At 57.1% G+C, this 13,988-nt stretch carries 10 protein-coding genes and 4 pseudogenes; 10 read left to right on the forward strand and 4 right to left on the reverse strand.

Annotation, left to right across the window (positions count from 1 at the left end; all coding sequences use genetic code 11):
- Positions 1–59: 59 nt before the first annotated feature.
- From thiC to HX899_RS12635, 4 genes are all read left to right on the forward strand, one after another.
- Positions 60–1,886, forward strand: coding sequence for a phosphomethylpyrimidine synthase ThiC (gene thiC / locus HX899_RS12620; RefSeq protein ID WP_127431703.1), 1,827 nt, complete (start codon positions 60–62; stop codon positions 1,884–1,886).
- Position 1,887: 1 nt separating this feature from the next.
- Positions 1,888–2,898, forward strand: a complete 1,011-nt coding sequence (gene thiO, locus HX899_RS12625; protein WP_244604876.1) for a glycine oxidase ThiO — start codon at positions 1,888–1,890, stop codon at positions 2,896–2,898.
- Positions 2,899–3,187: 289 nt separating this feature from the next.
- Positions 3,188–3,424 carry a type II toxin-antitoxin system VapB family antitoxin gene (gene vapB, locus HX899_RS12630; RefSeq protein ID WP_127431704.1) on the forward strand — a complete coding sequence of 79 codons (237 nt, stop codon included), beginning with the start codon at positions 3,188–3,190 and terminating at the stop codon, positions 3,422–3,424.
- A complete protein-coding gene (locus HX899_RS12635; protein ID WP_018496488.1) occupies positions 3,424–3,843 on the forward strand; it encodes a type II toxin-antitoxin system VapC family toxin in 420 nt (139 codons plus the stop codon). Before vapB ends, HX899_RS12635 begins: the two co-directional genes overlap by 1 nt.
- A gap of 147 nt (positions 3,844–3,990) precedes the next feature.
- On the opposite strand, the pseudogene HX899_RS12640 reads toward HX899_RS12635, so the two are convergent.
- A pseudogene (locus HX899_RS12640) lies at positions 3,991–4,316 on the reverse strand (DDE-type integrase/transposase/recombinase); the annotation flags it as partial.
- Here HX899_RS12640 and HX899_RS35045 point away from each other — a divergent pair.
- Positions 4,311–4,809, forward strand: a pseudogene (locus HX899_RS35045) (ABC transporter permease); the annotation flags it as partial. The pseudogenes HX899_RS12640 and HX899_RS35045 overlap by 6 nt on opposite strands.
- 261 nt (positions 4,810–5,070) lie before the next feature.
- Here the strand turns inward: HX899_RS35045 and HX899_RS12645 are convergent.
- Positions 5,071–6,260, reverse strand: a protein-coding gene (locus HX899_RS12645; protein ID WP_127431705.1) for an IS3-like element ISRle4 family transposase whose coding sequence is annotated in 2 segments (ribosomal slippage) — positions 5,071–6,011 and positions 6,011–6,260 — 1,191 coding nt in all. Because the reading frame shifts where the segments join, the coding sequence is not laid out codon by codon here.
- Positions 6,261–6,393: 133 nt separating this feature from the next.
- Here HX899_RS12645 and HX899_RS12650 point away from each other — a divergent pair.
- Positions 6,394–6,828 carry an ACT domain-containing protein gene (locus HX899_RS12650; protein ID WP_127431706.1) on the forward strand — a complete coding sequence of 145 codons (435 nt, stop codon included), beginning with the start codon at positions 6,394–6,396 and terminating at the stop codon, positions 6,826–6,828.
- A gap of 227 nt (positions 6,829–7,055) precedes the next feature.
- On the opposite strand, the gene HX899_RS12655 is transcribed toward HX899_RS12650, so the two are convergent.
- Positions 7,056–7,913: a sugar ABC transporter substrate-binding protein gene (locus HX899_RS12655; RefSeq protein WP_127431707.1), complete on the reverse strand. Its 858-nt coding sequence runs from the start codon at positions 7,911–7,913 to the stop codon at positions 7,056–7,058.
- A gap of 224 nt (positions 7,914–8,137) precedes the next feature.
- Here HX899_RS12655 and repA point away from each other — a divergent pair.
- Positions 8,138–9,401, forward strand: a pseudogene (gene repA, locus HX899_RS12660) (plasmid partitioning protein RepA).
- Between the two features lie 321 nt (positions 9,402–9,722).
- Positions 9,723–9,896 (forward strand): hypothetical protein, encoded by a 174-nt coding sequence (locus HX899_RS35655; protein ID WP_375166090.1) that lies wholly within the window; start codon positions 9,723–9,725, stop codon positions 9,894–9,896.
- Positions 9,897–10,075: 179 nt separating this feature from the next.
- On the opposite strand, the pseudogene HX899_RS35050 reads toward HX899_RS35655, so the two are convergent.
- Positions 10,076–10,262 (reverse strand): annotated as a pseudogene (locus HX899_RS35050) (carboxymuconolactone decarboxylase family protein); the annotation flags it as partial.
- Positions 10,263–11,331: 1,069 nt separating this feature from the next.
- On the opposite strand from HX899_RS35050, the gene HX899_RS12670 reads away from it, so the two are divergent.
- Positions 11,332–12,273, forward strand: coding sequence for a hypothetical protein (locus HX899_RS12670; RefSeq protein WP_127431710.1), 942 nt, complete (start codon positions 11,332–11,334; stop codon positions 12,271–12,273).
- 7 nt (positions 12,274–12,280) lie between these two features.
- Positions 12,281–13,669, forward strand: a complete 1,389-nt coding sequence (locus HX899_RS12675; protein WP_308422573.1) for an ATP-grasp domain-containing protein — start codon at positions 12,281–12,283, stop codon at positions 13,667–13,669.
- The last annotated feature ends 319 nt before the right edge of the window (positions 13,670–13,988 follow it).

Raw genomic sequence — 13,988 nt, forward strand, 5'->3', positions numbered from 1 at the left:
TCTTTTCATCATTCCGGCTGAGGACTGGGTCTCCAATCGAAAACTTGGAGCCTCAAACCATGAAAATTGCCGCGAAGACCATCACCCCCACAGTCACCAAAGGCCCGCTGCCGGCGTCGCGGAAGATTTACATCCCGGGAGACATACACGCCGACATCCGTGTGCCGATGCGCGAGATCAGCGTTCATCCGACATCGGGCGAGCCGCCTGTTGTCGTCTATGATTCCTCCGGTCCCTATACGATCGAGGGTGCTGATATCCGCATCGAGCAGGGCCTGTCGCAGCTCCGCCGCGACTGGGTGCTCGCGCGCGGCGATGTCGAAGCCTATCAGGGCCGCCATATCCGCCCCGAAGACAACGGCTTTGCCAGCGGCGAAAGGCTGACGCCCGAATTTCCCACTAAACGTCAGCCGCTACGAGCCAGGGATGGCAAGGCGGTCACCCAGCTCGCCTATGCGCGATCAGGCATCATCACGCCCGAGATGGAATTCATAGCCATCCGCGAAAACCTTGGTCGCAAGGCGCAGGCGGATGCCATGGTCCGCGACGGCGAAAGCTTCGGCGCCCATATTCCGGACCATGTGACGGCGGAATTCGTCCGGCAGGAAGTGGCGGCGGGTCGGGCGATCATCCCCGCCAACATCAATCATCCGGAATCCGAGCCGATGATCATAGGCCGGAATTTCCTGGTGAAGATCAACGCCAATATTGGCAATTCTGCTGTCACCTCGTCCATGACGGAAGAGGTCGAGAAAATGGTCTGGGCGGCCCGCTGGGGCGCCGACACGGTCATGGATCTTTCCACCGGCCGCAATATCCACAATATCCGCGAATGGATCATCCGCAATTCGCCGGTGCCGATCGGTACCGTGCCGCTCTATCAGGCGCTGGAGAAGGTCGAGGGCATTGCCAAAGACCTGTCCTGGGAGGTCTATCGTGACACGCTGATCGAACAGGCCGAACAGGGCGTCGACTATTTCACCATCCACGCCGGCGTGCGGCTTCACTACATCCCGCTCACCGTCAACCGCGTCACCGGCATCGTCTCGCGCGGCGGTTCGATCATGGCGAAGTGGTGTCTCCATCATCATCGCGAAAGCTTCCTATACGAACATTTCGAGGAGATCTGCGACATCTGCCGCGCCTATGACGTCTCCTTCTCGCTCGGCGACGGCCTGCGTCCCGGCTCCATCGCCGATGCCAACGATGCAGCGCAATTCGCCGAACTGGAAACACTGGGAGAGCTGACCAAGATCGCCTGGGCGAAAGACTGCCAGGTGATGATCGAGGGCCCCGGCCATGTGCCGATGCACAAGATCAAGGAGAACATGGACAAGCAGCTCGAGGTCTGCGGCGAGGCACCCTTCTACACGCTCGGGCCGCTGACGACGGATATCGCACCGGGGTACGATCACATCACCTCTGGAATAGGCGCAGCCATGATGGGCTGGTTCGGCACCGCGATGCTCTGCTACGTCACGCCGAAGGAGCATCTCGGCCTTCCCGATCGCACTGACGTCAAGACCGGCGTTATCACCTACAAGATCGCGGCCCACGCGGCTGATCTCGCCAAGGGGCATCCGGCAGCACAGCTGCGCGATGACGCGCTCTCGCGTGCCCGTTTCGAATTCCGCTGGGAGGATCAGTTCAACCTCTCGCTAGACCCCGAAACCGCCCGCAGCTTCCACGACGAGACGTTGCCGAAGGAAGCCCATAAGGTGGCGCATTTCTGCTCCATGTGCGGCCCAAAATTCTGCTCCATGCGCATCTCGCACGATATCCGCGCCGAAGCACAGAAGGAGGGTCTGGATGCGATGGCAGCGCGTTATCGTGAGGGCGGCGGCATCTATATGCCGATAGAAACCCAACAGCAATTGGGCGAATGAGATGCGTGTGCTTGTCAAAGGCGCCGGCGTTGCCGGCCTGACGGTGGCGCATGAACTGCGCGCTCGAGATGCCGAGGTCACCGTGCTCGATCCATATGGCAGTTTCCTCGGCGCTGCATCGTGGCTCGCGGGCGGAATGTTGGCGCCCTGGTGCGAGCAGGAGAGTGCTGATGGCGCCGTGCTGATGCGCGGCCTCACCGCCGCCGACAAATGGGACGCAATGGTGCCTGGAGAGGTGCGACGAAACGGAACGCTCGTGGTCGCGTCGGCCCGCGATCTTGGTGAACTGAGACGCTTTGCCTGCCGCACGACCGATTATGAATGGCTGGAAGAGCCGGCGATCGCGTCGCTGGAACCCTCTCTTTCCGGGCGATTCCGGCATGGGCTGTTCTTTCGCCGCGAAGCCCATCTCGATCCTCGGCGAGTGTTGTGTCTGCTGCGCACCAAGCTGACGGTTCAGGGGGTCACCTTCGTGGGCGAGAGCCCGCACGAGGAGAGCTTTGACGGTGTCGTCGATTGCACGGGCGCAGCGCAGATCGGCGAGGCGAAGGAGTTGCGCGGCGTTCGCGGCGAAATGCTCTACCTTAGAAGCTTTGACGTGGATCTCTCCCGGCCGGTCCGCTTGCTCCATCCGCGTTTCCCCGTCTACATCGTCCCGCGTGGAGACGGTCTGTTCATGGTCGGCGCGACGATGATCGAGACGGAATTCGACGGGCCTATAGTCGCCCGTTCACTGATGGAACTGCTCAACGCTGCATACACGCTAAATCCGGCCTTTGCCGATGCAACCATAATCGAAACGGGTGTCGGAATCCGCCCAGCCTTTCCGGACAATCTTCCACGTGCAAGCCATCAGGGGAAGGTGATCTCGCTCAACGGCCTCTACCGCCACGGCTTTCTGCTCGCGCCAGCCATGGCCGCCGAGGAGCGGCGAACATTTCACCGCCTTTCGCACTACGCCGTCGAAGTCGCGGCTGCCGGCGACATTGGCGCAAGCACCGGCCTATCGTAAGAGCGGCATGTCACGGGTGAGACGCGCATACGCCTTCTACGGATGCTCCTTGCAAATGTGAGCGCGGCATCGCGCTCTCAATCGTCTGTCTAGATTTGGACGGGGCAGGAACGAACTGTTACCCGAATGGGCCAATACCCGCTGGCGGGTGGACCAGCACACGATTCGGCACGAGCGACCTCAACCTGTTGCGAGATGCGCCCGTCCAAGCGCTAAACGTACACACTAAGGATGTACAAAGTGGAAAGCCTAGGATATAGTACATCCACGTACACACAAGGTTGATGACATGCACACCACTAAAGCTTTCAAGAATGGAAATTCCCAGGCGGTTCGCATACCGGCGGAACTGGCGTTTGAGCGAACCGATGTTGAGTTGGAAATCGAGCGCATCGGCGACGAGCTTCGCATCCGTCCTGTGCATCGCTCCCTGGCCGGCGTTCTGGATGTATTCGCCCGCTTCTCTCCGGATTTCATGCGCGACGGAAGAGAGTCCCATGAGCAAGAGGAGCGGGATAAGATCTGATGGCGCGTTACATGCTCGATACGAACATGTGTATCTACCTGATGAAAAACCAGCCGGAGCAGGTCGCTCGCCGCTTTGCCAGTTGCTATGTAGGGGACGTGGTGATGTCCGCCATCACCTTCGCGGAACTCGAGTACGGTGTTTCCGCATCCGATGATCCGGCACGAGAACTTGATAATCTCACCGCCCTGGCCGAGCTGATCACGGTAGAGCCGTTTGGGATCGCAGCAGCGCGTGCCTACGGTCCGGTTCGAATGGCGACGAGAGACCGGAAGAAAGATCATCTCGACAAACTGATCGCATCGCATGCGATCGCTCTGGACACGGTATTGGTGACCAACAACACGCGGGACTTCCTGGCGTATCCCGGACTGAAGCTCGAAAACTGGCTGGACGCGGAACGCAGAGAAACCAATTAACCCGTCCCAGCGGCTATGCCGTGAGATGCGGGCAGGGAGTGGACCTTGACGGGGGTCGTGCTAAGAGTGCCAACGACCAAGGTGCGATCGGCGAAAAGGGCGATGTCAAATTAACTTCTCTAGGTGCGTTTGCGGTATGATGCGGGCTCAGGCCGTCACTGCAGTAGCCATTTTCCGTTGGGCGAACGCATCGAGACGATGCAGGTGAACCGCGATGGCGGAACGCGTTGGGTGTGAAGGGACGACGAGATTTCGCACGGCCGAGAAGATGTTGGTGAAGCGTTGCAACGCACCCGGTGAGCGAAATCGTTGCATCATCCGCTGACGTTTTCGCAGCGGCAAATGCGAATTCTCGGCACGATTGTTCGGGCCCCTTGTGCGATCGATGGTCGAGTAGGCATGACCTGCCGCCGTGCCGCTCCATAGGAGCGGAGCTTGTCGGTGACGATGCGCTTCGGCAGGTATCCTTGCTTCCAGCAGGCGTTTGGCCGCCTTGGTCTTGCGTAATTCTGACCTACCCTGTTCCGTCCTATTCCCTTCGTTGGTTTGAGGAACTGCTTCCGGCGGACACGTGGCGGCGATCGATCGTCAACAGCCTGATGATTGGTGGCGGGACTACGTTGTTAGCCACCTTACTTGAAATGGCGGCTTCTTTGGGCCTTCGAGCTCGAACCCTTTTGTTGCGCGGACATTCCGCACACTTTTCCGTCTGCCAATGGTGGTGCCTGCGGTGGTGCTTGGTGTTCGGATGCAGGTGCTTCTCGCTCGACTCGGCCTGACGAATACCTACTTAGGGTCATCATCGCTCATACAGTTGTTGCCGTTCCATTCGTTGTCATCAGTATTGGCGGAGCACTTTCCGGAATCGACGGCGAACGGAGCTTGCATCGCAAAGCCTCGGCGCCTCGCCGTGGATTGTTTTTCGCCGCGTAACGTTTGCCACTTGCAATGCCGGGAATTCTATCCTGTGCGGCGCAGCCGAAATGGCTCCGCACCGCAACCCGCCGCTACCGAACCAACAACAGCAACCAAAAACCGCTGGAGCGAACTCAAAACTGGATAAAACTTGAGGGCAAGGTCAAAACCTGTAATCACAGCTTCAGGCACTTGTCGAAGTCCTTCGCAACGCAAGCTTTGAGCGACGGATTCGATCCAACATCGACAATCTGCCTTATGTCAGTTAAGGAAATCTCATTTGTTCGCTCTCGGTGACCTTGCCCCCAAGTTTTATCCAGTTTTGAGTTCGCTCCAGCGGTTTTTGGTTGCTGTTGTTGGTTCGGTAGCGGCGGGTTGCGGTGCGGAGCCATTTCGGCTGCGCAGCACCGCATCACGTCGCGGGTTGAGTGTCTGAGCGAATTCGGCCGGTGTCAGCCAGCCAAGGCCTGAATGCGGGCGTTGATCGTTATAATCGCTACGCCAGTTTGAAAGCGCAGACCGGGCATGAGCAAGCGACGAGAACAGAGTTTCATTCAAGAACTCGTCTCGCAGCCGCCCGTTGAAGCTTTCGATAAAAGCGTTCTGGATCGGTTTTCCAGGCGCGATGTAATGCCAGTCAACCTTGGTCCGGTCCGCCCATTGCAGGATCGCGTTGCTGGTGAACTCGCTGCCGTTGTCGCTGACGATCATCCTCGGCTTGCCGCGCACCTCGATAATCCGGTCAAGCTCCCGTGCGACGCGAAGACCGGAAAGCGATGTATCGGCGACGAGCGCCAGGCACTCCCTCGTGCAATCATCGACGACGGTCAGAATCCGCAACCTGCGCCCATCGGTGAACTGATCCGACACGAAGTCTAGCGACCAGCGATCATTGGCCACCATCGGCACCAGCATCGGCGCTCGCGTGCCTATCGCTCGCTTGCGACCGCCGCGCTTGCGCACCGTCAGTTTCTCCTCCCGATAGAGCCGGAAGAGCCTCTTGTGGTTCACGAGGTGACCCTCCCGCCGGAGCAGCACATGAATGCGTCGATATCCGAAGCGGCGACGTTCATGCGCCAACGCCTTCATTCGCTCGCGAAGCTCATGATCATCGTCGCGCCTGGTCTCATAACGGACCGTCATTCGGCAAAAACCAATGGCTTTACACGCCCGCCGTTCGCTCATCCCATGATGGCTCATCAGATGCGCAACAGCTTTCCGCTTGGCCGCGGGCGTCACCACTTCTTTCCCAAAAGGTCTTTCAAGGCAGCATTGTCGAGCATCGCATCCGCCAGAAGCCGTTTCAGCTTCGTGTTCTCGTCCTCAAGCGTCTTCAGCCGCTTGGCCTCGGACACCTCCATGCCGCCGAACTTGGCCTTCCATTTATAGATGCTAGCATCGCTGACGCCATGCTTGCGGCAAAGCTCCGAGACCGGCGTGCCTGCCTCGTGCTCCTTCAATATGCCGATGATCTGTTCGTCTGTGAAACGATTGCGCTTCATCCTCTGGTCCTCTCAATGGGCCAGAGCTTACTTCAAAATGGATTATTTCAACGGGGCAAGGTCACCGGTTCCCGTCCTACACAATGACTGACCACCTTAAGACACGATGATTATCGACAGCGGGACCGCTATAATGACTACTGTGTTGCGAGACAAGTTCGATATGCTGTCGAATATGAAGCCCTCGCTCGAAGACGGCGAGTATGTGTTCTGCTCGTTACCCAATGAAGGGAGCAAAGTTCACAATCTAAACCCGATCGCGACATTTCAAGAAAGAGAAGGCTTGGCAGTCGTCCTCGAGAAAGGAGAGGCGCACGGAGCGGGGTTCGAAACTTCACTTGCGATGCGCCAGATCACTCTCAATGTGAATTCTGCGCTCGATGGCGTCGGCCTCACGGCGGGCGTCGCTGCCTGTCTCGCAGAAGCTGGCATACCGTGCAACATGGTGGCTGCATATCACCACGACCATATTTTTGTGCCGGCGGGCCTAGCTGATCGAGCATTGCAGCTCCTGATATCGCTGCAGGGCGACTCCGCGCGGGCGATGCGCAATGTTGACGGACAATAAATCGCAGAAGGCCCGCGAAGCTTCACTAACTTTGCGAGCAAGCAGCAGCACAGGGTAATATAGAGCCGTCAAATCTACGGCGGATTTTGTCACACACTGGGGCGAGCGCGTATGAACCTAAAAGGCGGGCATCGACGCGGAGAAATCTGCTCGTACGCACGATTATGCGCCCCTACACCAAGCGCGAGCTGGCCCACGACCGAGGCCATCGCGCGGCGCAGGACCATTCAACCCAATATCCAGCGTCGTCCCGTCACGAGCTGGAAGGGAATGTAGACCTTCTTTTCGATCTTTTCGCCCTTGGCGAGCTTGAGCGCTGCATCGAGCGAGCCCTTGCCCTGGCCGGCGGCATCCTGGAACACGGTGACGTCGAGATCACCCGCCTGCATGGCGGCAAGCGCGTCCTGCGTGGCGTCGACGCCGCCGACGACGACCTTGCTCATATCCTTGCCGGCCGCCTTCAGCGCCTGAATGGCGCCGATCGCCATTTCGTCGTTGTTGGAGATCACGGCATCAAACTCGATGCCGCTGGAGAGCCAGTTGGTCATCAGGTCAGCGCCCTGGGTACGATCCCAGTTGGCCGTCTGCTCTTCGACGATCTCGATGCCTTTGCACTCATCGGTCTTGATGACGTCATGGACGTCCTGGGTCCGCATGCGCGCAGCCTGGTTGGAAAGCTCGCCCATGATGACGACAGCTTTGCCCTTGCCGCCGAGAATGCGGCAGATTTCCTTGGTTTCCAGCGTGCCGGATTCCAGCTCGTTGGAAGCGACGAAGGCCTGCTTGTCCGGCAGCGTGTCGACGTTGACCGGCTGACGGTTGACGTAAACCAGCGGAATGCCGGCATCGGCCGCGAGCTTCGACATCGCCGTGGTCGCATCGGTATCGACAGGGTTGACGATGATTGCATCGACCTTGGAGGCGATGAAATTCTGGATCTGGCTCTGCTGCTTGGAAACGTCGTTCTGCGCGTCTTCGATCTGCAACGTCACACCGCTCAGTGTCTTTGCATAATAGGTCATGCCGTTGAGCAGAACCGTCAGCGCGGCTGGATTGATTGCTTCACCTGCAAAGGCCCCCGCGATGGAGGAACATACTTCCGCTCGAAGACTGACCCACGCCCGAGCCCGAAGCGGGTCGCCGAGGAAATGCTTCGCTGCGCTCTCACGAAGAGGAGCAATACAACTACATCAGATGAGGCTGACGAAAGGCCGTCTCGATAGAGCGATGAGGCGAAGCATATTGACTGCTGCCTACCTAATGTCGTAATAGAACCGTCATTCATTACAAAACCCGTCACGAGGTTTTTATGCCACAATCCGAGAAACCAGACGATGAAGAGCGTATAGTGGAGCGCGTTCGGCCATAGCGATAGTATTTGGGCTTCCATAAAGGCGCAGGGCGTGGCTGCCAGAGCACCACTTCCAGACCTCAGGACCTTGCGCTCGTTCTCGTTGGGCGAGGTCGCTGAGATTCTCGGTGTGTCGGGTAGCTATCTGCGCCAGTTGTCAATTGATGGGCAAGGCCCGACACCCGAGCTTGGGACCGCAGGACGACGCTCCTATACACTGGAACAGATCAACGAACTCCGTAATCATCTCGCTTCAGCCCGTCCAAAAGAGGCTTTGAAGTTTCGCCCGCGGCGACGCGAGGGTGATAAGCTGCAGATCATCTCGGTAGTCGCCGGTCCCGCAAGCACCACCACATCGTTTTATCTGGCTCAAGGCCTTGCACTTCAAGGTTTCCGCGTCCTCGCTATAGATCTCGATTCGCACGGCTCATTATCTAAGATGTTCGGTTTTTACTACTTTGGTTATCCAGTCCACAATGCGAGCATCTATGCGGCGATACGCTTTGACGAGCATCAGGAAAGTATGCGGTCAGCAATCCAACCCACCCTTTTTGATGGTCTTGATCTCGTTCCGGGCTCTGCCGAACTCTCTTTTTTTGAAGAGGAGTGTGACCGGCGCTTCCGTAGCGAGAAATTGAGGTACCCGGACGCTAGCGCCAGGATGGTGTCTGCGCTTAAGGAAGTTGAGGCGGATTATGATGTGATCGTTCTCGCCTGCGGAGATGGAGGCTTTCTGACCGCGGGTGCATATGAAGCAGCAACCGGCGTTCTTGTGACGGTCCGCCCTGAGATGCCTGAGATCGTGTCAATGACCTCGTCCCTCTACTCTTTCACGCATTTCGTCGCACTGATCGAAAGGGCTGGGAGGACCGTAAATCATGATTTCTTCAAATATCTGGTGACAAGGCACGATCCGCGTGACGTCTCACAGCAGAAGTCAATCGCAATGTTGCGGGAATCCCTGGGGGATGATCTGTTGACAGCAACCGTCTGGGAGTCGGACGCGATCCGGCAAGCGCGGGACAAAGGCCGATCATTGTATGAGCTCTCAAGCGGAGCGGTAGGCCGATCGTCGTACGAGCAAGCGATGAAATCGCTGAATTGCGCCAATGCAGAGATAATGGACATCATGTTCGAGGTTTGGGGCCGCGCCCCGTTCTATGTCTCGCTGGCTTCGCGCTCGACGACTGCAGGAAAGGCGAGTTCCGAATCCAGAGGCTAAGCAAGTGAACTCACGTATTTTGCGCATCCACGTGCGCTCGACGGATAAGGACTTCAGCAAGAAGATCACATCGGCAGAGGAAAACTAGCAAATGAGGTGTTGCAAGAACATCCCGCATTTGCGTGAGGTTGAACCGCGCCGGATTTACTCGGGACCATTTCGTTCAAGTTATGCGGCCATGGCTGCTTCCGCTTAATACCGCTCTTCAGCATTGGTTGATGGTATATTCCCGCGGGATATCGCGCTTACCGTGTTCGACGGCCTGGTCACCTACCATCGCATGTCATCGGAGCGGCGGCTGAACTTTGCCGCCAGCGCGGCATCGAAGCTATCCTATCGATCGGCGGCGGCAGCGCGCCGCATACGGCAAAGCTCGTCGTCTATCTCTCGAAATCCCCGGGTTGGCTTGATGATGTCTATGGTATCTACCTTGCCACCGGCGAGCGGCTGCCGCTTTTGCGGGCGGCGACCACGGCGGGCCGATCGCCATCGTAGCGACACCGCCGAACGGAAAGTCGTGATCTCGTCGCGCCTCATCAGGAGTAGGCGATCCTCGATTCCGAACTGACGCTCAGCATGCCGCCGTACCTGACCGCCCACGGCATATATGGTGCATGCAATCGAGGCCTACTCCGGTCGGCCGCCATCTACGTCGCGTCGCTGCCTGGTCGGCGGGCCGCGAGCATTCCAAGGTTGACAAGGCTGCGCTGCTTGAGGTCGAGGCCATTGTCGGAGCAGGCGGCACCCCAGCAATATTCACTGAGAACTGGAAGGGCGGGAGAAATCGTCGGCATTGCCGAGAGCCCGATTAACATACTCGTCCCCGAGCACCTTGCGCGGCGCATTAATGATCGAAACCATTACGATCAATACACGCTCCAGCGCCGGTATCGATAAATGAACGGCCGGTTCGCCTGGATCTCTCACAGGGGAGGCGGGCAACAGCCATCTGGTGCAGCCGTGACGGTTCGCCAACGCGCTCGATCGTTGGAAGGCTTCGCCTGCAGTGCGCCATCGTCGCTGGAAGGTCGCAGATCCTCTTGTCGAGAATCTCCGCCGGGTTCGTCTCAATCCGTCGGTCTATGCCGGGCTCATGATTGATTTGCGAAGCGCGTACCTGCAGTCGACGGGCGGAAGGGTTTCGGCTGCGACGATGTTTGGTGCGTTATGTCGCGCAGGACCATTCAACTCAATATGCAGCGTCGCCCTGGCTGACCAGATATTTGAACGTGCAATGATTCCCAGTTCCCGCAAGTGCATGGAAAAATACCTGCTGCTAGGTTTGATCTCCAGGACATGACGAACGCTCCGTCGCTACTCTCCGGGCGAAAGCCGGGGCCAATTACGACAGAACATGTCGGCGACCCTACAACACCCCTCCCTACAGCGACAACGAAACACGTTCAATCTCTAGAGGTTACCGGCGCAACCTGATTGGCACGAGTAGTGCTCAGAGTAAGCCGGGTCCCTGATGCCCGAATCTGATTGGGAGCTTAACTATGCACATCGTGGTCTGTATCAAACAAGTGCCGGACACTGCGCAGATACGCGTCCACCCGGTGACAAATACGATCATAAGCCACTGCCGTCGAGGGTATGCTCGGCCGACGCTTCTTCTATGCATCGGCCTTGCAACTTCGCATCGACTCGTTGCGGAGTTTAAGGTCCCTCTCTCTTCGGAATCAATCAATTGGCACGACGATCACAAGGACCGTTGTGACCAGCAATCGAAAATGAGGGGTGATTATAACGCAATACCTCAGCGCCGCGCTGATCCCAGCCAAAGCTTCGCCGTCAATCGCAATGGCGATCCGGTACCTAAGATTCCGGCACGGTGGCTCTGCAAGTCGCCGCTCGGAGAGGTGCACAGGAGGCTTCCGCGAAATTCCGGACAACCCGAAAGCCGCATACAAACGTCAGGAGTAGGGCTATGAACGAAATTGTTGGCCATTACGTAGATTACGAAATGACTTCACCCCTTCAAATGGCGCGGCACTCTGCGCAAATAAAGCCAATGGGTGTCGATCTCGCAAGACGTGGACTTCTTTTGCTGACGACTTGTTTGCGAGTTGAAGTTTATGGCGAAAAGTTCGACGTCGAAAGCACGGACATCGAAGTATTCCGTGGTTTTCCACACAAGGTTGTTGAAGGATCAAACGCTGTCGCCCAGCGATTAGCAGAGATCTCCTCAGGTGCCAAATCCCAGATCCTTGGGGAGCCCTACATTCAAGAGCAACTTTCGAAAGCTGTGGGACTGCTTGATCCGGACCTTCGGATTTGCCGCATCTCGCGATTGGCAATTGACGTGAGTTGCGGCTCACGCGAGCGGCAGCGCTTCACGGCACCATTCAACTACGATCGAATTGTCTGCGACATGATCGCGGAGCAGCTTGGGGGTTCAGTTGTACCTGATCGCCTTTACGTGATCGGCGCCGGTATGCTCGGCCGCGAGCTTGTCAGTACTGGCCCGGGAAAAATGTTTCGCTCAACTGTCGTCGTTACGCGGAATCCCAAAAATCTTCGCAAACGTCTCGGTTCCAGGTTAAAAATAGGAGTCGACATGATGCGTCCAGGAGAGATCGGGTGCATACCGGAACCGCATTCCGCCGTTGTCATCGCAACCGCTGACGTAAACCCAGAATACCAAGCTGTTCTTCAAGACGCTCTTCTACGGCTCGCACCGCTAATTGTAATAGATCTCTCGTCAATCCCGGTGTTGCAGGCAGCCGCAGTTGCGAGGCTCAACTATGTGACCATGTACGATCAACAGTTTCTCCAGCGTATAGCGGAGAACAACAAGTATCTTATGTCCAAGCTGCCGCAGCTTCAATCCGATATCCAGACCAGACTTCTGGCGGGGGGCATACCATGACTGAGACTTGCAAATCATTCCACTCAATGATCGGAGGGACTCGATCGGTACACGTGAACCTCTGCATCCGGAGAAATGGCTGCAGAAACCGGTTTTTTTGGAAACCCGTCGCGGACGCCCAGATAAAGCTCGCACATCAAAGGTCACCACGATGAAAAGAAAAGCACTCATCCTCGTTGAAGGTTCGAGGAATAATGGTCAAATGTATGTTCACGCGGCACAACGCCAGGGACTTCATCCAATTACGCTGGCCACTGACCCAACCGACTATCACTACATTATTGCGGAAGGCAGTGAGGCGATAGCGGTTGATACCGAGGATTTCCATGCGATGTTGCATGAATGCCTCAAGCTAGCTGCAACTTATGATATCGCCGGAATTACGGGTTTTACCACTCGCGGCGAATCAATCTATGTGACCGTCGGAAAACTATGCCGACACTTCAATCTGCCGGGCCCTGATCCTGAATGTATCGAACGGTGCTCTGACAAACTCGCTCAACGTCAACTCCTCATGCAATCCGGTTTACCGGTTCCAGGTTTCCGGCGGGCAACTAGTGCAAAAAGCGTGAATATGGCAGCCACCGACATAGGGCTGCCGGTTATTGTTAAGCCAGCAATGGGCAACGGCAGCAGCGGCGTACGGTTATGCCGCGATGCGGGCGAGCTCGCCGAACATACGGCCTACCTGCTAGGAGAGACGATCCCACGGCGTTCTTCGCAAACGATTCTTGTCGAGGAATTCGCACAAGGCCCTTTCTACGACGTCGTAACAATGGGGAATGAGGTTGTTGCCGTCGGTTCCGGCTACTTCGGTCCCCCGCCGCATTTTGTCCCCTACCAGAGTATTTTCCCGGCCCAGCTGACCGAGGAACAGTATGATCAAATTTCGGATATCTCGTTACGATGCCTGCAAGCACTAGGTCTTGGCTGGGGCCCAGCCAACATCGAATTGCTTTGGACCGAAAGCGGCCCCGTCATAATGGAAGTCAATCCACGTCTTCCAGGGTGGACCACTCCACGGCTGATTCAGCTTGCCCACGGTGTGGACATCATTGAGCAGCATATCAAGTGCGTGATTGGAGAAGAGTCTGATCACCCCATAAGACAATCCCGCGCTTCGGTAGCCCAATTTTTAGCGCCCGATTGCGACGGCACGCTAGCCCACATCCGCGGTATCGACCTTGCCGCCGCTGTACCAGGAATCGCTGAGGTCGCCTTCTATGTTGAGCCCGGTGTTTCCCTTGTCCGGAGAGGCGATTGCTCGGATATAATTGGACATATTATCGCCAGCTCGGCCGATCTCACTGGGGCTGAAGCGATCCTTCGGCGTTCTATCGACTTAATAGATTGGGAGGTCACACCGGTGGATAAGGGGAAACAGCTTGGGACTTGACCTGCATACACAGCCCCTTCTGTGATGTCTGATATGCAATAGACCGTAGTTGCTCTTTTAGGCACCGATAGCACCAATGAGCCACGCGCCAGCTTTGCCTGGTGATTTTGGCTCCCGGTTCATGGCTGGCGCGGCGCTCGGCGTAACGGCAACCGCCTAAATCATGCGGCGAGCGAAAGCGTTGCAATTGGCAGGCAATACAGAGTCGGGAACGACCGCGTCTTTGGGATGACGAAAAAAGCTAGACATTGTCATATCTCTCGGTCGGGGAGGTGCATGACCTTCACACTCATGGGCCGCGGTTTTCCGTCGGCCCTTT

This window comes from Rhizobium sp. WYCCWR 11146 (genome assembly GCF_013591995.1).
In the GTDB taxonomy this organism is placed as follows: domain Bacteria; phylum Pseudomonadota; class Alphaproteobacteria; order Rhizobiales; family Rhizobiaceae; genus Rhizobium; species Rhizobium indicum.